Annotated in this window: 18 protein-coding genes and 1 tRNA gene; 9 read left to right on the top strand and 10 right to left on the bottom strand. The window is 51.6% G+C overall.

Going from position 1 to position 23,115, the window contains the following annotated elements:
• Nucleotides 1-179 precede the first annotated feature (179 nt).
• The 3 genes from Q4E40_RS07630 to Q4E40_RS07620 all read left to right on the top strand — a co-directional run bounded on the left by Q4E40_RS07630 (nucleotide 180) and on the right by Q4E40_RS07620 (nucleotide 7,140).
• Nucleotides 180-3,353 carry a TonB-dependent receptor gene (locus Q4E40_RS07630; protein WP_303411177.1) on the top strand — a complete coding sequence of 1,058 codons (3,174 nt, stop codon included), beginning with the start codon at nucleotides 180-182 and terminating at the stop codon, nucleotides 3,351-3,353.
• A gap of 236 nt (nucleotides 3,354-3,589) precedes the next feature.
• The gene (locus Q4E40_RS07625; protein WP_368411162.1) at nucleotides 3,590-6,949 is read left to right on the top strand and encodes a TonB-dependent receptor; all 3,360 of its coding nucleotides are present in this window, start codon (nucleotides 3,590-3,592) and stop codon (nucleotides 6,947-6,949) included.
• Between the two features lie 117 nt (nucleotides 6,950-7,066).
• Nucleotides 7,067-7,140, top strand: a tRNA-Ala gene (locus Q4E40_RS07620).
• A 142-nt stretch (nucleotides 7,141-7,282) separates the two neighbouring features.
• Here the strand turns inward: Q4E40_RS07620 and Q4E40_RS07615 are convergent.
• Entirely contained in the window at nucleotides 7,283-9,010 is a 1,728-nt protein-coding gene (locus Q4E40_RS07615; protein ID WP_303411176.1) for an SIR2 family protein, read from the bottom strand.
• Nucleotides 9,011-9,284: 274 nt separating this feature from the next.
• Here Q4E40_RS07615 and Q4E40_RS07610 point away from each other — a divergent pair, with 274 nt between their 5' ends.
• The gene (locus tag Q4E40_RS07610) at nucleotides 9,285-9,719 is read left to right on the top strand and encodes a DUF2267 domain-containing protein (RefSeq protein WP_303411175.1); all 435 of its coding nucleotides are present in this window, start codon (nucleotides 9,285-9,287) and stop codon (nucleotides 9,717-9,719) included.
• Nucleotides 9,720-9,778: 59 nt separating this feature from the next.
• Here Q4E40_RS07610 and cysK read toward each other — a convergent pair whose 3' ends face one another.
• From cysK to Q4E40_RS07575, 7 genes are all read right to left on the bottom strand, one after another.
• A complete protein-coding gene (cysK, locus tag Q4E40_RS07605; protein ID WP_303411173.1) occupies nucleotides 9,779-10,696 on the bottom strand; it encodes a cysteine synthase A in 918 nt (305 codons plus the stop codon).
• A gap of 12 nt (nucleotides 10,697-10,708) precedes the next feature.
• Entirely contained in the window at nucleotides 10,709-11,551 is an 843-nt protein-coding gene (locus Q4E40_RS07600; RefSeq protein ID WP_303411171.1) for a serine O-acetyltransferase, read from the bottom strand.
• Between the two features lie 207 nt (nucleotides 11,552-11,758).
• The gene (locus tag Q4E40_RS07595; RefSeq protein WP_303411169.1) at nucleotides 11,759-12,925 is read right to left on the bottom strand and encodes an MFS transporter; all 1,167 of its coding nucleotides are present in this window, start codon (nucleotides 12,923-12,925) and stop codon (nucleotides 11,759-11,761) included.
• 180 nt (nucleotides 12,926-13,105) lie between these two features.
• Nucleotides 13,106-13,342, bottom strand: a complete 237-nt coding sequence (locus Q4E40_RS07590) for a hypothetical protein (RefSeq protein WP_303411167.1) — start codon at nucleotides 13,340-13,342, stop codon at nucleotides 13,106-13,108.
• A gap of 258 nt (nucleotides 13,343-13,600) precedes the next feature.
• Nucleotides 13,601-13,957 carry a hypothetical protein gene (locus Q4E40_RS07585; protein ID WP_303411166.1) on the bottom strand — a complete coding sequence of 119 codons (357 nt, stop codon included), beginning with the start codon at nucleotides 13,955-13,957 and terminating at the stop codon, nucleotides 13,601-13,603.
• Nucleotides 13,958-14,497: 540 nt separating this feature from the next.
• The gene (locus Q4E40_RS07580) at nucleotides 14,498-14,992 is read right to left on the bottom strand and encodes a hypothetical protein (protein WP_303411165.1); all 495 of its coding nucleotides are present in this window, start codon (nucleotides 14,990-14,992) and stop codon (nucleotides 14,498-14,500) included.
• A 4-nt stretch (nucleotides 14,993-14,996) separates the two neighbouring features.
• The gene (locus tag Q4E40_RS07575; protein ID WP_303411164.1) at nucleotides 14,997-15,491 is read right to left on the bottom strand and encodes a hypothetical protein; all 495 of its coding nucleotides are present in this window, start codon (nucleotides 15,489-15,491) and stop codon (nucleotides 14,997-14,999) included.
• Between the two features lie 128 nt (nucleotides 15,492-15,619).
• Between Q4E40_RS07575 and Q4E40_RS07570 the strand changes: the two genes are divergently transcribed.
• Nucleotides 15,620-17,593: a peptidylprolyl isomerase gene (locus tag Q4E40_RS07570; protein WP_303411163.1), complete on the top strand. Its 1,974-nt coding sequence runs from the start codon at nucleotides 15,620-15,622 to the stop codon at nucleotides 17,591-17,593.
• A 70-nt stretch (nucleotides 17,594-17,663) separates the two neighbouring features.
• Here Q4E40_RS07570 and Q4E40_RS07565 read toward each other — a convergent pair whose 3' ends face one another.
• Together Q4E40_RS07565 and Q4E40_RS07560 are read right to left on the bottom strand one after the other, a co-directional pair.
• Nucleotides 17,664-18,308 carry a thioredoxin family protein gene (locus Q4E40_RS07565; protein WP_303411162.1) on the bottom strand — a complete coding sequence of 215 codons (645 nt, stop codon included), beginning with the start codon at nucleotides 18,306-18,308 and terminating at the stop codon, nucleotides 17,664-17,666.
• A 425-nt stretch (nucleotides 18,309-18,733) separates the two neighbouring features.
• Complete coding sequence (locus tag Q4E40_RS07560) at nucleotides 18,734-19,663, bottom strand: DUF1684 domain-containing protein (RefSeq protein WP_303411161.1); 930 nt, start codon at nucleotides 19,661-19,663, stop codon at nucleotides 18,734-18,736.
• Between the two features lie 290 nt (nucleotides 19,664-19,953).
• Here Q4E40_RS07560 and Q4E40_RS07555 point away from each other — a divergent pair, with 290 nt between their 5' ends.
• Genes Q4E40_RS07555 through Q4E40_RS07540 form a run of 4 tightly spaced genes read left to right on the top strand, consistent with a single transcriptional unit; the run spans nucleotide 19,954 to nucleotide 22,795 of the window.
• Entirely contained in the window at nucleotides 19,954-20,208 is a 255-nt protein-coding gene (locus Q4E40_RS07555) for an autorepressor SdpR family transcription factor (RefSeq protein ID WP_076672168.1), read from the top strand.
• Between the two features lie 5 nt (nucleotides 20,209-20,213).
• The gene (locus Q4E40_RS07550) at nucleotides 20,214-20,882 is read left to right on the top strand and encodes an SdpI family protein (RefSeq protein WP_303411160.1); all 669 of its coding nucleotides are present in this window, start codon (nucleotides 20,214-20,216) and stop codon (nucleotides 20,880-20,882) included.
• Nucleotides 20,883-20,939: 57 nt separating this feature from the next.
• Nucleotides 20,940-22,355 carry an alpha/beta hydrolase gene (locus Q4E40_RS07545; RefSeq protein ID WP_303411158.1) on the top strand — a complete coding sequence of 472 codons (1,416 nt, stop codon included), beginning with the start codon at nucleotides 20,940-20,942 and terminating at the stop codon, nucleotides 22,353-22,355.
• 8 nt (nucleotides 22,356-22,363) lie between these two features.
• Nucleotides 22,364-22,795 carry a GNAT family N-acetyltransferase gene (locus tag Q4E40_RS07540; protein WP_303411157.1) on the top strand — a complete coding sequence of 144 codons (432 nt, stop codon included), beginning with the start codon at nucleotides 22,364-22,366 and terminating at the stop codon, nucleotides 22,793-22,795.
• The last annotated feature ends 320 nt before the right edge of the window (nucleotides 22,796-23,115 follow it).

Raw genomic sequence — 23,115 nt, 5'->3', positions numbered from 1 at the left:
GCTATAGCTAAGGAAACTACAGCCAGCGCTATACCTGGACCACAGAGCCCGCCGCTACTTTATGCCAAATATACACCGCCCTGCCTGGACATAAAATTTAAGATCAAATAAGAGATAAAATACTCATACCTACGTACTTATAAGAAGTTATATTTTTTTCAATTTAACTTATAAGTATTATGAGGACAATTTACACAAAGTTGCTTGTATCCCTCCTTTTGCTGCTGAGCAGCCATTTGGTATGGGCACAGGGTACGACAACTGCGGCCATGAACGGCGTGGTGCAGGACCAGAACGGCTCACCATTGCCTGGCGCAACGGTTATTGCGGTCCATACCCCCACTAATACCCAGTACGTAGCCGCCACAAACGCAGAAGGCCGTTACAATATCCAGAACATGCGTGTAGGTGGGCCCTATACCGTACGAACCTCCTATGTTGGTTACCAGGAGCAGCGGGTTGACAACATTAACCTGACACTCGGCCAGAACTACCGATTGGACCTGACCATTTCAGAAAGCACTACCACCCTTGGCGAGGTGCAGATCACTGCTACGCAGGACAAAGTCATAAACTCCGACCGGACGGGCGCCGCCACCAACGTGTCCACAGAGCAGTTGGAATCCCTACCTACCATCAGCCGAAGCCTGAACGACTTTACCCGTATCACACCACAAGCCACTACATCTGGGTCAGGTATATCGTTTGCCGGCCAGAACAACCGCTTCAACAACTTCTCGATAGACGGCACCGTGAACAACGACGTGTTCGGGCTCTCGGCCAGCGGCACCAACGGCGGCCAAACCGGTGTACAACCCATCTCGCTGGATGCCATTGAGGCGATACAGGTGGTAATTGCTCCTTTTGATGTGCGACAAAGCGGTTTTACGGGAGGCGGCATCAATGCCATCACGCGCAGCGGATCGAACCAGTTCACTGGCTCAGCCTATTATTTTGGCAACAATGAGCGCCTGGTGGGCAAGAGCCCGGATGATTCGCGCACCCGGCTGCCGGACTTTACCGATTACCAGACCGGCCTGCGCATCGGCGGCCCTATTATCAAAGACAAGCTGTTCTTTTTTGTGAATGGCGAGAAAACCAAACGAGTGGCCCCGCTCCTCTTCGAGCCCGGCACCCCGGGCTCCAACATCACAGTAGACGAAGCCACCCGCGCGCTGAACGTCGCCAATCGCCTGGGCTATGACCCAGGCAGCTTCAGAGGTATAGACGATGAAACCCGGAGCGACAAGATTTTTGCCCGACTCGACTGGAACATCACCGACAACCACCAACTTACGCTCCGCCACAGCTATGTGTATGGCGAGAACATTGACAACTCCAGAACACCGAATGCGTTGCGTTTCTCTAACAACGCCGAGTATTTCCCCAGCACCACCAACTCCAGCGTGCTACAGCTGCGCAGTCAGTTTGGGGGCCAGTATGCCAACGAGGCCATTATCGGTTTTACGGCAGTGCGTGACGACCGCGACATCATAGGCGCCCCTTTCCCGAGCGTGCTGGTCCGTTTGGCAGGTGGCCGCACCATTGCGCTGGGCGGCGAGCCTTTTTCAGGCCAGAACCAGCTCGACCAGGACGTGCTCACCATCACCGACAACTTCAACCTGTTTTTGGGTAAGCACACGATCACGCTGGGAACGCACAACGAATTTTACAAAACCTACAACCTGTTCATCCGGCAGGAGTTCGGTGCCTATGAATACAACTCCCTCGAGGCTTTTGAAGCCATTGGCACGCCCGCTGAAACAGCGCCCGGCGCTTTCTTCCGGAATTACTCCCGCACGGACAACCGCCAGCAGGGCGCCGAATTTTCCGCCTTTCAACTCGGCTTCTATGCGCAGGACGAATATGCAGTTCTCAACAACCTGAAGCTGACAGCAGGTATACGCCTGGACATCCCGACTTTTAACGACGAACCTGCCGCAAACGAGGAGTTTAACGAAGCCTTCAGAAGCAGGGGGCTGGCGACGGACAAGACGCCGGGCGCTCAGTTTATGTTGTCGCCCCGTGTGGGGGTGAACTGGGATGTAATGGACGATGGCAATACGCAGGTGCGTGGTGGGGCTGGGGTGTTCACCGGCCGGGCTCCGTTTGTATGGATAGCCAACCAGTACACCAATACCGGCCAAATGCTGGGTAGCCTGTCACTCACTTCGGGCCCGGTACTGGAGCAGATCCGCTTCAACCCTGACCCTAACACCCAGCCTACGGCCACCACCGTGGGCCTGTCAGACAGAACAGCCGAGATCAACATCACAGATCCTGACTTTAAGTTTCCGCAGCTGTTCCGGGTCAATGCAGCCATTGACCAACGACTTCCTTTTAACCTGGTGGCGACCCTGGAAGGTATATACTCCAAAAATCTGAACAACATCTACTACCAGAACCTGAACCTGGAGCAGACGGGAACCTTGACGGGAGCAGACAACCGGCCTGTGTTTGGCCGTATACAGGGCAATAGTTTCCAGGACATCATCTACCTGACCAACACCAGCCGTGGCTATGGTTACAGCCTGACAGCTCAGTTACAGAAATCGTATGTGGAGAACGGCCTTTCGGGTTCGCTGGCCTATACCTATTCCAGGGCAAAGGATGTAAACCCCGGTAACTCCAGCCAGGCACGGTCTAACTGGATCAATGTGAACCAGGTGGAAGGCCTCAACAATGTGCGGGAAGCGTTTGCCGACAATGATGTGCGGTCGAGGGTAGTGGCCGGCCTTACCTATAATTTAAATTACCTGGGCTTTGCGGGCACTACTATCTCCGCTTTCTACAACGGGCAGTCGGGCGTGCCGCTTTCGTACATTTACAACGGTGACGTAAACAGCGACGCTGGCAGAACGAATGACCTGATCTACATCCCGGGCAATGCCTCGGAGATAAACCTGGTGCCTTACACCGAACGGGACGGAACCGTTGTTTCGGCTGAGCAGCAGTGGCAGGCGCTGGACGCCTTTATCAGTGGCAATGACTACCTGAGCGACAGACGAGGCCAGTATGCGGAGCGGAACGAGGACAGGCTACCCTGGACAAATCAGATTGACTTGCGCCTGATGCAGGACTTTTACATAGGACAGAAAGAGAACAACCACCGGCTGCAGCTGACCCTGGACGTTTTTAATTTCACGAACCTGCTCAACAAAGACTGGGGCCGTCAGTACACGGCGACTTTCAACGCTTTTCAGGCCATTGACTTTGTTGGCTACGAGCCTGGCACCACGACACCCCGTTTCAACTATACCGGCCGCGGCCTGACAGACGGCGACCCATTTTTTGTGAACGACTTTTCGTCGCGCTGGAGAGCTCAGTTTGGTATCCGATACATCTTCAATTAAAAGTAAACCGCGTACGATTCTACCTGATTGCCAAAAAGAAAGGCGGAGCCATACAGCTCCGCCTTTCTTTTTGGCAATCAGTGTTTAAACTAGCAGCCCATTTGCAAATTACGATAAATTATTTGTGCTAAAAAGCAAATAACATAAGACAGATTATTAATAATAATTTAATCTCTAAGTAGTTGCATTTCGAATTATACGCTCTAATTTTGCGGGCAAAAATCAATCAATCTTTTATGAAAAAGTTATTACTATCAACACTGCTTATGTTGCTATGCGTGCTTACTATGCACGCACAGGTGACAACAAGTAGCGTAAGTGGATCCGTGAAGGATTCAAAGGGTGAAGCTTTGATCGGGGCAACCGTAAGAGCAACACACCAGCCCTCGGGCACCACGTATGGCGCAGTGACCAACACAGAGGGTCGCTTTAACATCGCCAACACCCGTATCGGTGGTCCTTATACCATCGAGGTAAGCTACATAGGATACCAGCCTATGTCTTTCACAAACATCACTTTGCAGCTTGGCCGCCCTTACGTGCTGGATGCTACCATGTCTGACGGTGGTACCCAGCTATCGGAAGTGACGGTAACAGCTGACCAGTCTTCGGTATTCAACGCCCAGAGAACTGGCGCCGCGACTAACGTGAGCACTGAGCAGATTGCTACATTGCCTACCGTAACACGTAGCCTTACAGACTTTACCCGACTTACGCCACAGGCTAACGGTAATGGCTTTGCAGGTCGTGATGGTCGTTTTAACAACGTACAGATTGATGGTGCAAACTTTAACAACGGATTTGGCTTGAATTCCAATCCACTTCCTGGTGGCAGGTCACAGCCTATCTCTATTGACGCGATTGAGCAGGTACAAGTAAACATCGCTCCTTTCGACGTTCGTCAGTCAGGCTTTACGGGTGCTGGCATCAATGCCGTTACCCGTAGCGGTAACAACGAGTTCTCTGGTTCAGTATATGGTTTCTACCGTAACCAGGACATGAATGGCAGAAGAGTAAATGGCGAAAAACTTGATCAGGGCAACGAAACATCAAGCCGTACTTTAGGTTTCCGTTTAGGTGGTCCGATTATCAAGAATAAACTGTTTTTCTTCGTAAATGCTGAGAACATCGACGAAAAAGGCACTAACCCATTTGCTGTAAACCTTTGGAAAGCATCTGATGATGGTGTAGCTAACCCTGACCAAAACATTGCCAGAACCAAGAGATCTGACCTTGAAGCGGTGCGTAACCACCTGATCAACACCTGGGGTTATGACCCAGGCGCTTACGAAGGCTACGCAAACGACAATGGCACTAAGAGCACCAACTTACTGGCTCGTATTGACTGGAACATCAACGACAACCATAAACTTGCTGTTCGTTACAACCAGGTGAAAGGCGAGGCTGGTTCTTTGGTGAACGGCAGCTCAGGCCCAAGCCCGCGCTCTACTGTAAACCGCGTGAGCGACCAGTCTATGGCTTTTGCTAAAACCATGTACGATACAGAGAACATCGTTCGTTCGGCTTCTGCTGAATTGAACAGCACTTTCTCTTCCCGTCTTTCTAACCAGTTACTGGCAACGTATAGCCGCATCCAGGATACGCGTAAATCTCCTAGTGAGATCTTCCCAATGGTTGATATCTGGAATGGTGGCACCAACTACATGACTTTTGGCTATGAGTTGTTTACGTTTGGAAACGACGTACTGAATAACAACTACAGCATCACCAACAACCTGACCTACCTGGCTGGCAAGCACACCATCACTGGTGGTGCTACATTTGAGTCGCAGAAGTTTGGTAACCAGTACATCCGTTTGGGTACATCTTACTACCGCTACAACTCTGTTGAAGACTTCCTGACAACAGGTACTCCAAATGAAGTGGCTCCAATCATGTTCGGTCTGACTTACCCTTACGAAGGTCAGGACCCTTATGCTCCAATCGTATTGGGTACAGCAGGTGCTTACATCCAGGATAAATTTGCTGCTACTGACAGACTGGACCTGACATTAGGTTTGCGTGCAGACTTGCCTGTTTACATGAACGACCTGACTGCCAACCCGTCTATTGATGAGCTTACGCTGAGATCTCCGGAAGGCGGCGACAAAAAGTACACGACCAGCGAATGGCCAAAATCCAGAATCATGCTGGCTCCACGTATCGGCTTCAACTTTGACGCCTTTGGTGATGGTTCTTTGCAGCTGCGTGGTGGTACTGGTCTGTTCAACGGCCGTGTTCCTTTCGTATGGTTGACAAACATGCCATCGAACTCTGGTGTAATCCAGAACAACGTAGAACCTAACAGCTATGCATCAGTTGCAGGTTGGATTGGTGACATCCGTTTCCAACCGGAACAATACTACTGGTTGAACAACACGCCGGCAAGCGCTCAGAACGTGTTCATCAAAAACCCAAGAGCTGGTGTTCCTACAAGCTTTGCCCTGGTTGACAACGAGTTCAGAATGCCTAAGGTATGGAGAACAAGCATTGGTGCTGACTACACGATCCCTGGTACACCGCTGGTAGCCACTGCTGACGTTATCTACACAAAAGACGTGAATGCAGCTTACCAGTTTGGTGCTAACAGAAAAGATGCTCCTATAACGCTGAACTACGGTGGTGAAGGCGAGAACGACAACAGAGGATACTACCCAGCAGGTGCAAACAGCACAAAATATAATGAAGCTGTTAACGCTAACACTGCTGTAGTGCTGACTAATACTGCTAAGAAAGGAGAATCTTTCAGCAGCACGGTTGGTCTTTCTCTTCCGTCTCGCAATGGTTTGTTTGGTTCACTTTACTATACCTATACTTACGCTACTGAAGTTTCTAGTAACCCTGGATCAAACGCTTCTTCTGCATGGTTAGGTAGCCCGTCTGTAAACGGCCCGAACGAGCAGAACCTTTATAACTCTCAGTATGCAGTGCCTCATAACGTGGTAGGTAGCCTTTCTTATAAAGTAAACTACTTCAACCACCTGGCTACTACTGTATCCTTGTTCTACAACGGTTCACATCAGGGACGTTTCTCTTATACCTACAATGGTGACATCAACAAAGATGGTATCAATGCCGACCTGCTGTATGTACCGAACAATGTAGATAACCTGAACTTCGCTGACATTAAGGACGGCAAAACGGGCGCTGTGCTATTTACTGCTGATCAACAGCGTACGGCCTTTGATAACTTTATCAACAACGATGACTACCTGAGCTCCAGACGCGGTCAGTATGCTGAGCGTAATGGCGCCCTGATGCCTTGGTTGAACCGTTTCGACTTCAGATTGCTACAGGACATCTACACCAACATCGGTGGCAAGCGTAACACGCTTCAGATAAGCGCTGACGTAATGAACATCGGCAACCTGATCAACTCTAACTGGGGTATCAGCACAGCATTCAACAATGCACAGAGCATCCTGACAACCAACACCAAAGACGCTCCTATCAGTGCTGATGGTGTACCTACTTTCCAGATGAGAACTGTTACGGAGAACGGACAAACTGTGCTTCCTACAGAACCATTCAGAGACGTAACAACGCTTTCAACTACCTGGTATGCACAGCTTGGTCTGCGCTATATCTTCAACTAGGCAGAAATAGCTTATACAGAAAAAGGCGGGACAAATGTCCCGCCTTTTTTATTTTCAAAATCTAGCGCTTAGGCTTTTGCATATTCAAAATTTGTTCTAATTTTGTGACACTCAAACGGGGGATTAGCTCAGCTGGCTAGAGCGCTTGCATGGCATGCAAGAGGTCATCGGTTCGACTCCGATATTCTCCACAAAGGCAACCTATACAGGTTGCCTTTTCTTTTTTACGCCAGGCTATACCTGCAACTGTACTTTGGTAATAAATAAAAGGTATATCTTATACCTACAAGCTCAAAGCCGCCTTTTCCATCTGCATCAATTCAATTCGCTACCTTAAAAATAATACCCCGAAAGCTTGTCAAAGTATTCTTTGAATTTCTTCTCGGTATGCTTTAGGTCAGTGATATCGACAAACAGAGAGGGGGAGAACAGGCTGTTGCCTTCTGTATGGTTTCCGAGCTCAGACGCGATCTGTTCGAAAGGGTGCTTGACGCCATGCTGTTTCACCCTATACCCGAACCTGCCGACAGGAATTCGGCCTTTCCCCATTATCTTGGTGTGGGACAGAGCCAGCAGGTATTCAAATCTGTCGAACAGGTTTTCATAGTCTTTGCTGTGCGGCAGGAAGGAGCTAAAGAGCGGTTTCAGCTCTGAGTACAACAACTCGGACATGGGTACGAGCTGCCTGTTTCCCAGCGCTTCCCGCAAAGTGTCGTAATCGAGTACCTTCGCCACATGGACATGATCCAGAATCGGCGCTTCACCATACCTCACGTGAGATGTCATGGAAAACATCCTGGACAATAACTTGTAGTCTTTCTTGAGAATGCTGGCCAGCCCTATGCTGTAAAGAAAAATAAGCCCGGGCAGGGTTTCCAGGTCATGCCACACGCCACCCTCACCTTCCCGCTCTTTTTCGGATGTAAAACAGGCCAGGCTATTGAGCCAAATGGAATGGTGCTGTTCTCTCCCCCAATAAACACCATTCACAAACAGTGCGCTAAGCGTATTGGACTGCTGGAAGTAGTAATTTACCCGCTCCTTTATCTCTTCCTTAGAAGGTATACCCGTAACCGGCAGCGCATTGAAGCTATCATTTAACCGATCAATTTCACCCCTGACGAGGTCATGAAGCGATATGATCTGGTCGACCTGCACAATATGCTTCTTCAGTTCGACGATTGCGATCTGTGATCTTGAAAGGTTCGCAGGCCTTGCATTTTCAAGCGCCTCTACTTTTTCCTGCAGTTCTTTGAAGAACGAGTCGGCATTTGTGATGCTCACCGCTTTCCCCCGCCTGATGTAGGCTAGCTCTTCTAACTCATTTCCAAGCTTGTCTGAATAAGTGAAGTAGTTGGAGAATCTGAATTTGTTGGAAGTCTCCAGCGCCTCTTTCAACACACTGTCACTTTCCGCTGACCATCCGCAGGTAATCAGTCCGAAGTTGTCGGACACATAGCGCAGCAGCTCCGAAAGGCGCTCTTCATACTTGTCTGCCTCGCTCTTTATATTCAGGAAGCTGGAATCAATGTAGTCCCCGTTGATCTTGATGACTGTAACCCGGGCATGGACGATCGGCAGGGAGTTCACGATATGACTGGGGCCGCTGATCACAACGGGCTCTATACCTATGCATCTCAAGGCATTTTCCATCAGCCTGTCCAGGGAGGTCGTCAGGATAACCCGTACATACCCCTTGCTCACCAGGCGGGCAATTATTTGATGGGCGTTCGTCGGTTTTTTCAGTCCCTGCTCCAACTCTGCCTCACTGGGCTCGAAGTACCTTCTCAACAAATTATGCCGCTCCGTCTCAGTGTTGGCGAGCGGCTCGAGCAGGCTCGCATAACCGGGCTTCTCTCCGAACCGCTCAAAAAACCACTCCTCCGGGTTCGGCTCACATTTCGCATTTTCCAGCACCGCTATCTGCCTGATCAGGTCAGTGGCTATCTCTCTGGCTGCAGGTATACCAGCATTCCCGGCAACCCCGGAGCCGAGCAGTAACGCAAAGGCGCCTTTGTTATTAAAAATCGAATGTGCTACCGAGGAGACTTGCGTATTCATACTTCGTAATGGCTCTATACCGGTACAATATATAGATACTTTTATACTTAATCAACTCAAATGTCTCTAATCTCATTATACCTCAGGGAATTATAACTTTTTTGCCTGTTAACTCCGATAGCACCTTTCTGCAGTTGATTATGACACTGCCGTGATTCATTCTTCTGAACTACCACATCCTGGCTCCGCTATACCTGATAAGCCGGGTATTAGGGAACATGCCCCCCTCCTGCCCGTACCATATAGGACGTAACGCTTAAAGAAGGGAGGATCTATGCCATTTATTTTTGAAGACAGCACCAAAGATGCAGCATTGCTGCTGAAGGATGTAGCAGCAGAGCTACAGACGGAGGATCTCAACAAAGCCGGTCGTATTTTCAGGGCTGTGCTGCAATCTGTACGGGATAGAATGCCTGTACATGATGCCATACAATTCGCTGCTCAGCTTCCCGTTTTCTGGAAAGGTGTCTACTTTGATCAGTATGATCTGAATAAGGTACCTGTGAAAATCCGGGATGCGAACGACTGGATCAATTACATCCGAAACAAAAACGCCTTTGCCGCTGACAATGACTTTCAGCAGGATGAAGAAATCACTGCGGCTTTCCGGGCCGTGTTCCAGGCCCTGCAACGCACCATAACCGACGGTCAGCTGCAGAAAGTGAAAGAATCGCTGAACGAGGACATCCAGGAACTGCTGGCTGCCTAAATAGAAAAAGCGCCGCCTGTTGCATTTGGCAACAGGCGGCGCTTTTTTAGAAGTATACCCTACACAAAAAGGCCCTCTACTGATAAATATCGCTCCCCTGTATCGTAGCAGAAGGTCAGTACCCGGGCACCATCCGGAATCTCTTCGTCCAATTTCTGCTGCACCGCCGCCAAAGACGCGCCCGACGATATGCCTACAAATATGCCTTCCTCCATGGCGGCTCGTCTTGCAAAGTCGTAAGCATCGTCGGCTGCTACCTGCACCACGCCGTCCAACAAACTGGTGTCCATGATAGAGGGCACAAACCCCGCGCCTACACCTTGTATCGGGTGCGGCCCCGGCTGTCCGCCGCTCAGCACCGGCGAGGCGGAAGGCTCCACCGCGTATACCTTGAGGTTAGGAAAATGTCGCTTCAGCACCTTGGCCACACCTGTTATATGCCCGCCGGTGCCTACCCCGGTGATCATGTAATCGAATCCTTCCGGAAAGTCAGACAGGATCTCCTGCGCTGTGGTTTCGATGTGTACCTGCGTGTTGGCCTCGTTATCAAACTGCATGGGCATCCAGGAGGATTCGTGTTCCTCGAGTAATTCGCGGGCACGTTCTATGGCACCTTTCATGCCCTTTTCGCGTGGCGTCAGCTCCAGTTTGGCCCCATAAGCCGTCATCAGCCTGCGCCGCTCTATGGACATGGACTCCGGCATCACCAGAATCAGGTGGTACCCTTTTACGGCGGCGACCATGGCCAGCCCCACGCCGGTGTTACCAGAGGTTGGCTCGATGATCACACTATCCTTTTTAAGGATGCCCTTTGTTTCAGCGTCTTCGATCATGGCCAAGGCAATGCGGTCTTTGATGCTGCCGCCCGGGTTGGCGCGCTCCAGTTTCATCCACACTTCCGATTTATCCTTGAACATGCGGTTGATTCTTACATGGGGCGTCCTGCCTATTGTTTCAAGTATGCTATGCGCTTTCATATACGTGTCTTTTTAGATTGAAAAATTCAGAACATCAGCTCTATCTTCATAATAACTCACTTTGATCTGCGGACGGTGGTACACCCTGGCAAAAGAGGGCACACTTTCGGTCAGCCACACATTCCCTCCTATAATGCTGTCGTGCCCCACCACCGTCTTACCGCCCAGTATTGTCGCTCCGGCGTAAATAATCACATTGTCTTCAATTGTCGGGTGCCGCTTCACATTGGCCATCGATTTCTCGACACTGAGCGCTCCCAGCGTCACACCCTGGTATATCTTCACACTGTTTCCGATGTCGGTCGTCTCCCCGATCACGATGCCGGTGCCGTGGTCTATGCAGAACCGGGCGCCTATGTTAGCTCTCGGATGGATGTCTATTCCTGTTCTGGTATGGGCGTAGGTAGCGAGCACGCGTGGTAGCAGGGGCACGCCCATGCGGCAAAACTGATGCGCCAGCCTGTACACGGCCACGGCAAAAAAGCCGGGATAGGTCCGGATCACCTCGTCTACGTTTACAGCGGCCGGGTCTCCTTCCTCTATGGCGGCGGCATCGTCGTTGAGCTGCTGCTGCAGGTCCGGCAGAGAGGCGAAGTAGGCGTCCGCTATCTCGTAGGGCTTACCGGGCAGGCGCTCCTCTATCCTATACAGTATCTTCTCCAGATCGGAGTGTAGCAGCATCACATAGGCCTCTACTTCGGACCGGGAGCTGAAAGAGCGTTCTGAAAGCGATGGAAAGAGCAATTGCAGCAGGCCCTCCAGAAAGGCACAGCTCATAGAGTGTGGCACTACATGGCGGGACTGCTGGTGCACAGCTGTCAGGTGGTCAATAAAAGCTTGGCTGATCGCTGACATGATGATGGAGAAACAACTGGTCCTGGCTATTGTTTTATTGCAGTCTTCACAACAGATTGCTATACGTTCAAGCAATGTCCTCTGACTATTTCTGGAGCGAAATATTGTCGGCAGCGGCGTGTGAGCAATAAAAGAGGCCTTCCTATGTAGAAAGCCTCAGCACAGTATTCAAGAATGAGCTATACCTGCTCTTATAGAACCTGCCTGCTACTTCCGGTCTTTTACTACAAAATTGAGGTATAGGAACCCGAGCAGGGCGAATGCGCCGCCTGTCCAGAACACCAGGCTGAACCTGGTAGGGTCGTTAGCATAGATCCAGCCGGAAGACAGGGCGCCGAATCCTATACCTGCCTCTAGCGCGATGTACATGGTCGCCATCGCCCGCCCACGGCGCTCCGGATGGCTCAGGTCGATGGTCCAGGCGAAAACCGTCGGGGAGTTCATGCCCACCGCCACACCGAACACAGCCGCTGCCAGCAACAGTTCTGTCGCCGTGTCCGCCAAGCCGATCAACCCCATCGCGACGACCAGCAGCCCCGAACTGACCTTGAGCACCCGGATGCGGCCATACTTATCGGAGGCCCGGCCAGCCAGGAAACGGATGGCCAGCGAGGATAGCGTAAAGCTAGTAAAGAAAAGGCCTTTGTTCTGAATGCCCAGGTGTTCACTGAAATCAGGAATGATCGTGAGGATGATGCCGAAGGAAACCACCGTGAGCATCATCACAATGGAGGGGTTGAGCACGCGGGGCTCAAAGATCTCTTTGCGGGAAATTTTGAGCAGTCCCATCCGGAAGCGGTTTGGGTTGTCCAGCGTTTCGCGCATGCGGGCCACCACGGCCACCGACAAAAAGGCGGCAGCTGAAGAAGAGTAAAACATGGCATCCAGCGAAAAGCTGTTGGCGATAGAGGCGCCCATAGCTGGCCCCGCTGCCATACCCAGACTACCGGCCAGACCCAATAGTCCGGTCGCTTCCCCCCTGCGCTCCGTCGGGATGATGTCGGCTACATAGGCAGCCGTGCCGGTCGGCGTAAACCCCGTCGAGAAGCCGTGCACCAGACGCAGCAGCAAAAATGCCGCTACCGAACCGGTGATGGGGTATAGGAAACCGCACAAAATGCAGACAGTTCCCCCGATCAGCATGACAGGTATACGCCCCATCTTGTCGGCCAACTGCCCGCTAAAAGGCCGTGAAAGGCCGGCTGTCAGCGTGAAGAGCGAAATGATCAGTCCCTTGTACTCGGCACCGCCCAGCTGTGTGATGTAGTTGGGCAGCTCCGGAATGATCATGTTGAAGCTTGCAAAGAAAAGAAAAGAGCTCAGGCACAGCAATCCAAATTGAAGTCCATACACACGTGTTTTCAGCTCGGCCATAGTCAGATTAAAGCCGCAAGTTCCGAAAACAATTGCTCCAAAACTATAACCCCGGCGCCTCGCTACTATGTAATTTGACTGCTGAAGTGCTTATACCATGCAGTTGCGTCATGTGCTGCTTTTAAAAAAATAAGCAGCCACGAGGCTGCTTGAGATATTCTACGGGAAGGTACTTGTAAATTAGTCGAAAACTGGGCAGCTGCCTTTTTTGTAACGCTTCTTTTTTACCAGGCCATCTTTTTTGTAGGCCGAAGACTTAAACGAAAAATACGCAGCGGCTTTATTACCAGATACTGCCTGTTTCCTGGCCTTGGTCGTTTTCTCATACGTAGCAGACTTCAGGTCAGCTTTTGCGAAGCTGGCAAACGAAAAAAGCATCAGGGCACTGATTAAAGCCGCATAGAATCTTAATTTCATTAGCTGTTTGGTTAGGTGAGAGAAGATTATCTATTGCAATATTAAAATAAAAATATATATTAAAAAATTAATTAATCATATTTTTTAAATCCATATTACTAAAACATCACATCTATATTCTGATTATCTCCCAAAAGCAAGCAGCTTCGCTATGGGATAAGCAGCCTCTGGATGCCACCTGATCAAGAAGAGCTCAGGAAAAGGAAGAGAGCTAACAGCGACGGGGGAAAGCCGCTGTGTAGACAAAAGAAAGGAATCTTAAAAGCCTTTGGCCGGCCCAGCTACATTAAACCGCACACCATTGACAGTTACATTGCGCTCCAGTGCAGCCACCTGTAGACCCAACGCCACCTGGCTGGCCGTGTTGTGACTTTCGATACCGGAAAGAAGTAGTGACTTCTGGCGGTCGCCCCGTAAGTCAAAAAGTACGCAGTGGTCGCTAAAATGCACAGCCGCTATACTGCTCCAGTCCAAGGTATACTCCTTGCCGTAAAAGTTAAGCCTGTAAGAGATCCTGTCCGGCGATATGGCCACAAAAGTATTTTTGAGCGATATTTTACCCGTGCCGAGTGCCAGCAGGTATAGTCCGACCAGAACAATTACGAAGGCTGCCATTCCCCATAACCAGCGGGCTTCCTGCCGTAGTATAAGATTGTAAAGTAGTGCCGCCGCACCTCCACTTGCCATAAACAGCCCTAACCAAAGCAGCCGGTCTTTGATCCTACGCAGTTGTCGGGCTGTATAAAGACTGATGTACATGGAAACTGTATTGAATAGGTGACTTACAGTAAGACGGAGCTGACCAGCAGTATTTAATAAAATTGTAAAATATAAATTATTAATTGAACTAAAATAGAATACGATCGTCCTTTTCCCGAGTTTTGTTTTACCAATAATAAAGTACCCAAAAATCAAAAAACATTAGTTTGGATGTTTTGAGTGAGATTATATTCGCTCTCTGCTTGCTGCATAAGGTTCAGTTATCGCAGCAAGGTATAGCTTGATAGAGCTATCATACTAACAACTGATCTTGACATTGAGAATATAGCGGCACCAAACACCAAAGGGACTTAGGGCGAAGAAAAAACCTGTGTTAGCAGGTAGATCAGAAGTGTTCTTCTAAACAGAATCGCTGGCAGTTCGGGAAGGAGGAAGCTACAGACTGACGCGTTGTGCGCTAACCGGCACCTGGTTTACTTCAACCTGCTGCTGTATAGCGGCTAGCTGTACACTGACACTCACGTGGTTTGCAATTTCGGGGCTTTGGATGTGCCCAAGTCGCATAATCATTTGCTTGCTGTCTTTCAGGTCGAATACCAGGGCATGCTCGGTTGCCTGTATGCTGTCGATGGCGTCCCAGTAGATGGTGTGCTCAGCACCATACAAGGTGAGCCGGTAGGCGATGCGCTCCGGCGTCATGGAGAAGTAGGCGTCTTTCAATTGAAGGTAGCCGGCGCCCACGGCAAAACCCAATGCACCAATTGCACCTACTAGCAATGCGCCGCCCGCCCAGACCCAGCGGATCTCTTCGCGGGCAATAAATTCGCCGGCCAGGGCAGAGACACCTCCGCAGAATAGCAGGATGCCTGTCCAGAGCAGAATCTGTTTTGTCTTCTTCAGCGCTTTGTTAGGGTAGAGGTTTACATACATAGGGTCAGTCTTGTGTTATTTCAATAGCGATCCCCTTTTCCGCTGCAATCAGCGCGAGTTCTGCACGGATGCGCTGCAGCTTCCTGGCATGGTTCACCGTGTCCAGCGCAACCGCATGTTGCTCCCCGTTCTTAAGTTCAAACTCCAGCGCGTGGCTGCTGATGATCATACGCTCTACTTCCTCCCACTCAAACTCGTGCTCCCGTTGCATAAAACCAAGCCGGTACCTTACGCCTACACCCGATATGCTGAGGTGACGCTGGTAACCCGGGTTGTGGTCGAGCCACACGGAGACCATAAAAAGGGAAAAGGGCAACAGGCTGAAGAGGTATAGGAAGGTCATGGCGGAGTGAAAGTCCCGCACAGCAATGAGCTGGTAGAGAAGCCACCCATGCAAAGCCACAGAAAGCAAGGCAAGTACAAACAGCAGACGCTCCACCTGCGACCTGATGCCATAGGGTTTGGAGAACAGACGTATGCTAATGCCGGTGTGCTGCATTGTAAAAATATATATTCAAGAATTCAATATACTAAAAATTATAAAGCTGCCAAACAAATTAGCCGTAAAACATTTTAGCAGGGCTATATTACAGGCATTTAGTATATTGAAGCGACTAAGCCTACACAATGAAAAAAAGCTATACCTTCCTATTTGCCCTTGCCGCCTTCGCCGCATGCCGTCAACAGCCCCAGCAGAGTATGGCGGTGGCAACCGACACGCCGTCGCAGCATATCAACAAGTTTTCGGACGCTACCCTGCGCGAGCTCTATACCTTGCAGGACGAGCGCAAAACGGTTGAGCTCCTCAACTTCCTGAATCACCCGAATCCGCAGTACCGCCGGGAGGCCGCGCTTGCCTTTGCCTCGGTACAGGACACGCTGGCCATCCCCCAACTGCTGACCTCACTGTCAGACACCAGCGCTGTGATCCGGGTGGCTTCTGCTTATGCTTTGGGCCAGATCGGGCACAAGAAGGCCCAGCAGGCCATGATCCGGCATCTGCAGCAGGAACAGCGCCCGGCTGTGCAGGCAGAAGTATTGGAAGCGCTCGGCAAACTGGCTGATAGCGGCGGACTCAGCTTTCTGATAAACTACCAGGCAGCGAACGAAACTGCGCAAGCGGGACAGGCCTGGGGATTGTACCGGGCCGGCTTGCGCCAGATCAGCAACACGCAGGCTGTAGAAAAGGCCGTGCAGTGGCTAACTGAAAGAAAGTCGTACGAGGTGCACCTGGCGGCCGCTCACCAACTGGCCCGTACCCCCAAGCTCGACCTGACGCCCTATCGCCAGCAGCTGACCACGGTCGTTACTTCTGATGAATCGGCCGATGTACGCATGGCCGTGGCCCAGGCTTTCTCCAAAGTGAATGCCCGGGATAAAGCATCATTGCTCTCCGGTATCGTGCAAAGCGACCCCGATTACCGCGTGCGCCTCAGCGCGATCCGCTCCATGGCGGGGCTCGAGTTTGAGGAAATAGACAAGGCCATCGTGGCAGGTCTGACCGATCCAAACATCAACACGGCCGTGGCCACGGCGGAATTTCTGCAGGCCAACTATGCCGGCGTGGACAGCAACACACTTCGCAAAGCCCTTGCGCAGGTAGAGGACGGCCGCGTTCGGGCCGGTCTGATCTGGGTGATCCTGCGCAACAGCCCTGACAAGGCCAAACTGAGCCAGGAGTACCAGCAGCTATACCTGCGCACCGAAAACCCATACGACAAAGCCCATCTGCTCAAGGCCCTCTCCGCCGACTACAAAAACTACCAGTTCATCGCCAAAGAAACCTTCACCGCGTCGCAGCCCGTGATCGGCACCTATGGCATGGAAGCGCTCACTGCCATGCGCCAGCAGGGAGATTTCCCGAAAAATTTGGAACAGGAATTTGCTGCCATCTTTAAACAAGGTATAGCCTCCGGAGATGTGTCACTGGCTGGCTTGGCGGCTGGGGTGATCCGCAATCCGAAGCTCAACTTTCGGGAGGTATACCGCGACCACTCCTTCCTCAGCGAGGCGCAGCAGAAACTCGTGCTACCCCGCGATATGGAAACCAACATTGAACTGCAGAAAACCATCGATTACCTGAGTGGCAAAGAGCAGTCCGAAACCCCGCAGAATCCTTTCACCCACCCCATCGACTGGAAACTGGTGCAGACCCTGCACCCGGACCAGCAGGTGGTGATTGAAACCGAGAAGGGCACGATCACCCTGGAGCTGTTTGTGGAGGATGCGCCGGGCTCAGTAGCTAATTTCGTGGAGCTGGTGAACAAGCAGTTTTTTGACGGACTGTACTTCCACCGCGTGGTGCCCAACTTTGTGGCGCAGGGCGGCGACAAGCGTGGCGACGGCTGGGGCAGCTCCGACTACTCCATCCGCTCTGAGTTCGCCCCGCTGCATTACCGCGAGGGTTACGTAGGCATGGCCTCCGCCGGAAAAGACACCGAGAGCAACCAGTGGTTTATCACCCATTCCCCTGCCCCGCACCTGGACGGTCGCTATACCATTTTCGCGAAAGTGGTAGAAGGGATGGATGTGGTGCACCAATTGGAGGTAGGCGACAAGATCAAACAAATCAACCTGATCCTGCGCGCTAAAACCAATTAAGTTTAACAGACAGGTATAAAAAAAGCGGCGACCTTAGGCAAAGGTCGCCGCTTTTATATGAAACGAGCTGCTAGAGTCGTTCCATTGGCTGCTCTTCAATTGGCTGCAGACGGCCCCATTGCGGGATCAGCTGTTTGAACTCCTGCAGCAGTGCTTTGCTGCGGTCCTTGCCATACCAGCCGTGCAACTTCTCCACAAATTCATTGTAAGGAACGTTCCGGGCTTTCATATCCATGAACAGCTCCTGGGCAGCTGCCGGCCGTGGGCCCCAGCTACCCAGTTCTTCCATGGTTTCAGCGTCGAGCACGATAAGCTTCGGGATGGAGCGGCCCCCGTTGGTCAGGTAGGCGTCTATCACTTCCAGGTGTTCATCGCGCAGCAACAGCTTCACGTCTATCAGCGGCGAGGCGTCGGCTATCTTTACGATGGCGGGCACTGTTTGGGCGGCGTCGCCACACCAGGCTTCCGTCACGATCACCCAGATCATCTTGTTCTGCACGCGCAGCATCAGCTCTACCAGTTCAGCGTCCAGCTCCGTGGTTTTCTCGACGCGGCGCATGCGCTGGGCGTTCATGCGGGTATACTCTACCATGGCTTCAGAATGGTCTGTGCCCGTGGTCTTGTTCTCAGCCAGCAGTTGGTCAATTAATTCCCTGTATTGCGTATAGGTCATGGCCTGCGCCAAATGTGCACCCGTAATTACTGTATTAGGCATCGTCTTGTTAATCATTGTTCACTTTTTAAAAAATTTATCAGAACTATATATTAACAATTATATGTCCCGATAAGTTCGTTCTCTTCCGAAGGCCTGGATAGTGCCCCGCATTATTCTACCCTTTTAGCACCAAATTGTTTACATTATCTATTGAGGCGCCTTGCACATAACCGGCCGGGCATAACAAAAGATCGAGGCCCCAGCTCTGTAATGCCGCAAAGTAGGCAACAGCAGGATGCTGCCTGAATTGGACAAAAGCATTGCCTGCTCCGGCTATACCTGAGGTATGACAAAGCAGACGCGAACAATCAATGATAGGATGGTGGGAGAACTAAAGCGCCAAGCTGCATAGACTAATCGGGCGCATACCTATACCTGGGTTGTTTTGAAAATGCACCGAATTAGGTAAGCTTTTGAGGTATAGCCTAATATTCTCCGTACGACTTCTCTCCGGCCTCAATCATAATGGGCAGGAAGTTCTGGCGGGGTGGCAGCGGGCAGGTCGCGTACGACACAAAGTCGCAGGGTGGGTTGGACGCCTTGTTGAAGTCGAGCACCGTTGTGCCGTCCGGCCCTGGCATAGCGGCGTAGAGGTAGCGACCGGCGCCATAAGTTTCGAGGCCGTTGGTTTTGTCAGCGAAAATAATGAAAAGCTCCTCCCCTTCCAGCAGGGCGTCCAGTTGGTACTGCTGCCCGTTCAGATTGAAGATCAGCGTACCTGGCGAATCCTGCATGGAGGTTTGCCCCACAATGTTGGTAATGGCGATTTGCTTGGGAGTGGGATGCGCTACGAAGCTCGCCTTCAGACGCCAGTCGGCCCTTACAGGAAAGCGCTTTATCCCTTTGAAATGCACGAGGGCATCGTTCTGTAGGTCGCGGAGCCGGATGCCATACCTGTTGCCACGCTTGATCACGAACCAGGTAAGCGAACCGTGCGACAGTTTGGGAACGGTATCCATACCGGAGGTATAGAGCAGGGCTTCGTGCACGGGTTTTCCATGCAGCAACACTTCCACTCCCGGATTGATGCGAATCCTCACCGTGTCGCCTTCCAGACTGATCACACCCGCCCGGCCCGGAATCCTTCCCTCCGGAAACGTCAGGCTGTTGTCGGGTCCGCTGCCAAAGGTGTTGTCACCTTCCTGCAGCCAGAACAGGCCTGCCAAGGTGAGCCATCCGTCCGGCTCCTTCAGTTTCGCCTCACGCTCCTGATGCCACTCGTCTACACTGGCCACATACTCAGGGGTAGTTTCCGCCGGGTTCTTAGCAGACTGGTCGTTTTCAGTGCAGCCACTTGCCAAGATCAGGGCAATAGACAGAAATAGAGAGAGGGTAAAAAAATTGGATCGGAGCACAGTGAATAAACAGGTAAAATATGTAATTCTGCTAATGTAAGAAAAAACCCGGCCAAGCCCATATTTTCTCAGGCTAAGTTCTAACAAGGTTGGCGATGCACAGACTAACCGACACCGGCAAAAGGACTGGTGCCCAAGGTATAGCTGCGCAGGTTGGTGATTATCCTTGTCAAATTAAGATATCATATACTACCAACGACGCAACAACTGCATTCAGCATAAATTATTTATGGATTATGTTGACTTTTTAGTTATTATTTAGATATTTGTCTAAATACCTAATTTACATTGTGAACAAAGTTTTCAAAGCCTTGAATGACCAGACCCGCAGAGAAATTCTCAACCTGCTAAAGGAGAAGGATCTGACTGCCGGGGACATCGCGGAGGCTTTCCAGATTACCAAGCCCAGTATTTCGCACCACCTCGACATCCTGAGTCAGGCGGAACTGGTCACTTACCGGAAGCAAGGGCAGTTTGTGATTTACTCGCTCAACACGACGGTGCTCGACGATTTAATGAAATGGATTATCACACTTAAAGATTAGACCTTATGAAAACCAACAACCTGACCCGGGAAATCATCCTTTGGGCGATCGTTTTCATTCCGCTAGTAAACCTGGCGGTGGTTTGGACCCGTCTGCCGGAGCAGGTACCGGTGCACTTCAACCTGCAAGGCGAGGCCGACGGCTGGGCCGGCAAAAACTCCCTGGTCTTTATAGTGCTGGGCACGACTGCCCTGTTCAACCTCCTGCTGCTGGCCCTGCCGCACATCGACCCGAAACGGAAGCTGACCCACATGGGCAGCAAATACCACCAGTTGCGCTTCATTCTCGTCATTTTTATGGCGGCACTCTCGGTGTTCCTCATTCACAACGCTTTGAATCCGGGCACTTTCCGCCAGAATATCCATTTCGTGTTGATAGGTGGCCTGTTCGTTGCGTTGGGAAACTACTTTCAGGCGGTTAAGCCCAATTACTTTATCGGCATCCGCACCCCCTGGACGCTGGAGAGCGAACAGGTATGGCGCAAGACGCACCGACTGGGCGGCATCCTGTGGATCATCGGCGGCCTTTTGCTGATAGCGCTAGCCTTTCTGCCTGCGTGGGGAATGCAGCAAACGCTTTATATCGCCGAGATAGCCCTGACAGTACTCATTCCTGTAGTCTATTCGTTTATGGCCTACCGGCGGGAGCGACATGAATTAGAGCGGCAGCCATAAAGCCCAATCAGGTATACAGGGATCATCTTTCACACCAAAAACAGCTAACTGACAACTATGAAACGCCTCCTCCTATCATGCTGCCTCTTCCTTTTCAACAACATCGCCGCCGTGGCGCAACAGCCAGGCCCAGCCCAGGTGCTTGGCCCCTGGCACGGCACCCTGGAGGCTCCGGGCGCAAGGGTGACCATCATTTTCAGGCTTAACAGTAGCGAAAGCGGCCAATTGACTGCCACCATGGATATCCCGATGCAGGGCGTAAAAGGCATGGCTATACCTGAAACCGAACTCAAAAAAGACAGCCTATACCTAGGCGTACCGGGAGGTGGCTTTGCCTACGCCGGCAAAATCACCGGCCCCGAAACCATAAACGGTAGCTGGAAGCAGGCAGGCATGGCCTTTCCACTTTCGCTTGCCAAAGGCGAGCCCACTGAAGCGAAGCGTCCGCAGATGCCCGCAAAGCCATACCCCTTCCAGGAGCAGGAAGTAACAGTGGAGAACAAGGCGGCAGGTATAACACTGGCGGGCACCCTCTCTATACCTGCCGGCAAGGGTAAGCATCCGGCTGTCATTCTCTTCACCGGCTCCGGCCGGCAGGACCGCGACATGACGCTTTTGGGGCATAAGCCTTTTCTGGTGCTGGCCGACCACCTCACGCGCCAGGGTTTTGCCGTACTGCGCCTCGACGACCGCGGCGCCGGTAAGTCAGGCGGTAACCATACCATGGCCACGACGCAGGATTTTGTGTCAGATGCGCAGGCGGCCTATGCCTTCCTGAAAACGCACCAGCAGGTAAACCCGAAAAAGATCGGCTTGCTGGGTATAAGCGAGGGCGCCCTGATAGCGAGCAGTGTGGCCGCCGCGAACACAGACGTCGCCTTTGTGGTGCTGATGGCGGGCAGTGCCGTGCCGGGCGTGGACTTGTTAGTGTCGCAGAACGAAGCAATTTTAAAGTCGCAGCTACCGGAAGCAACCCTGCAAAAGTACCTGCAGCTGCGTCGTGCCCAGTTCGAAGTAGCCGCCTCAGATGCCGAAGTGTTTGAGGCCGCCCAAAAAATACGGGTATTGGAGCAAGAAGCCAGAGCCAACCTGGAAGAAAAAGACCAGCAGCTGGCCGTCATGCTGTCGCCCCAGGCTGAAAATGCCGTTGTCGCCCAGATCACAACACCCTGGATGCGCCATTTCCTGGCCTACGACCCGGCTCCGGCATTGCAGCAACTCAAAATGCCCGTGCTCGCCCTTAACGGCAGCAAAGACCTGCAGGTACCCGCTGCCGCCAACCTCGCCGCTACCGAAAAAGCTTTGAAAGCAGCCGGCAACAAGCGCTACACCATCAAGGAGCTGTCCGGCCTCAACCACATCTTCCAGAATGCCGACACAGGCCAGGTACACGAGTACGCGACGATAGAAGAGACCATGGCACCCGCAGCGCTGGACACGATGAGTGCATGGATGAAGGGGGTGGTGAAATAATACGGTGCATGGCGGTTACTTTAAGACAGATCATAGAACAGGATGCAGCCGCTATTGCCAGGCTCTCGGGCCAGCTTGGCTATAGCTCCTCTGTAGCGGACACGGCGCAGCGCCTAAAGGCAGTTGTAGCAAGCAAAGACCACTGTGGCTACGCCGCGATCCTAGACGAGCAATTAGTGGGCTGGATACACGGCTGCTATACCTTGCGGCTGGAGTCTGATGCCTTTGTAGAGATTGGGGGATTGGTGGTAGACGAGCACTATAGAGGCAAAGGCATTGGCAAGGCGTTGATTGACGAGGTAAAACGATGGGCCCGGGAAAAAGGTGTGAGCAGGATACGGGTGCGCTGCCATAGGAAAAGAACCGACACGCACACCTTCTACCGGCATATCGGTTTCGTTGAGACGAAAGAGCAGAAGGTTTTTGACACTAGTTTATAAATAGCTGTCACACGCACAGCACTTCCCAAACCTGAATTTTACACGGTCGGCAAGGTATAGCTTCGCCAACATGATAAAACAGGCGCCCAAAAGAACTGGTAGAACAGTGACCAGCGCTTTTCGAGTCAAGTAACGCCAACGCCCCTCCAAAATATTCGTAATTTCTACGGCACCGGATCATACCTACTCCCACCCCGCGGGTGGAAGCGCTCAGTCCATTCCAGCGCCACCCAATTACCTATAAAATGGCCGAACTTATTTGCAGCCGCCCAACCAAGTAAACTACAAATCAATATTATTTAGAATTATTTTAAATAAAT

The sequence above is a fragment of the Pontibacter coccineus genome (genome assembly GCF_030546575.1).
Classification (GTDB): Bacteria; Bacteroidota; Bacteroidia; order Cytophagales; family Hymenobacteraceae; genus Pontibacter; species Pontibacter coccineus.
This window is presented reverse-complemented; position numbering and strand designations above follow the sequence as displayed.

Excerpts from the sequence above, each read along its gene's own strand:
- Q4E40_RS07610 (WP_303411175.1), top strand. The coding sequence starts at position 9,285 with ATGCCATTTATTTTTGAAGACAGCACCAAAGATGCAGCATTGCTGCTG.
- Q4E40_RS07575 (WP_303411164.1), bottom strand. The coding sequence starts at position 15,491 with ATGCAGCACACCGGCATTAGCATACGTCTGTTCTCCAAACCCTATGGC.
- Q4E40_RS07630 (WP_303411177.1), top strand. The coding sequence starts at position 180 with ATGAGGACAATTTACACAAAGTTGCTTGTATCCCTCCTTTTGCTGCTG.
- Q4E40_RS07545 (WP_303411158.1), top strand. The coding sequence starts at position 20,940 with ATGAAACGCCTCCTCCTATCATGCTGCCTCTTCCTTTTCAACAACATC.
- Q4E40_RS07595 (WP_303411169.1), bottom strand. The coding sequence starts at position 12,925 with ATGGCCGAGCTGAAAACACGTGTGTATGGACTTCAATTTGGATTGCTG.
- Q4E40_RS07590 (WP_303411167.1), bottom strand. The coding sequence starts at position 13,342 with ATGAAATTAAGATTCTATGCGGCTTTAATCAGTGCCCTGATGCTTTTT.
- Q4E40_RS07600 (WP_303411171.1), bottom strand. The coding sequence starts at position 11,551 with ATGTCAGCGATCAGCCAAGCTTTTATTGACCACCTGACAGCTGTGCAC.
- Q4E40_RS07550 (WP_303411160.1), top strand. The coding sequence starts at position 20,214 with ATGAAAACCAACAACCTGACCCGGGAAATCATCCTTTGGGCGATCGTT.
- Q4E40_RS07585 (WP_303411166.1), bottom strand. The coding sequence starts at position 13,957 with ATGGCAGCCTTCGTAATTGTTCTGGTCGGACTATACCTGCTGGCACTC.
- Q4E40_RS07625 (WP_368411162.1), top strand. The coding sequence starts at position 3,590 with ATGAAAAAGTTATTACTATCAACACTGCTTATGTTGCTATGCGTGCTT.
- Q4E40_RS07565 (WP_303411162.1), bottom strand. The coding sequence starts at position 18,308 with ATGCCTAATACAGTAATTACGGGTGCACATTTGGCGCAGGCCATGACC.
- Q4E40_RS07580 (WP_303411165.1), bottom strand. The coding sequence starts at position 14,992 with ATGTATGTAAACCTCTACCCTAACAAAGCGCTGAAGAAGACAAAACAG.
- cysK (WP_303411173.1), bottom strand. The coding sequence starts at position 10,696 with ATGAAAGCGCATAGCATACTTGAAACAATAGGCAGGACGCCCCATGTA.
- Q4E40_RS07570 (WP_303411163.1), top strand. The coding sequence starts at position 15,620 with ATGAAAAAAAGCTATACCTTCCTATTTGCCCTTGCCGCCTTCGCCGCA.
- Q4E40_RS07615 (WP_303411176.1), bottom strand. The coding sequence starts at position 9,010 with ATGAATACGCAAGTCTCCTCGGTAGCACATTCGATTTTTAATAACAAA.
- Q4E40_RS07540 (WP_303411157.1), top strand. The coding sequence starts at position 22,364 with ATGGCGGTTACTTTAAGACAGATCATAGAACAGGATGCAGCCGCTATT.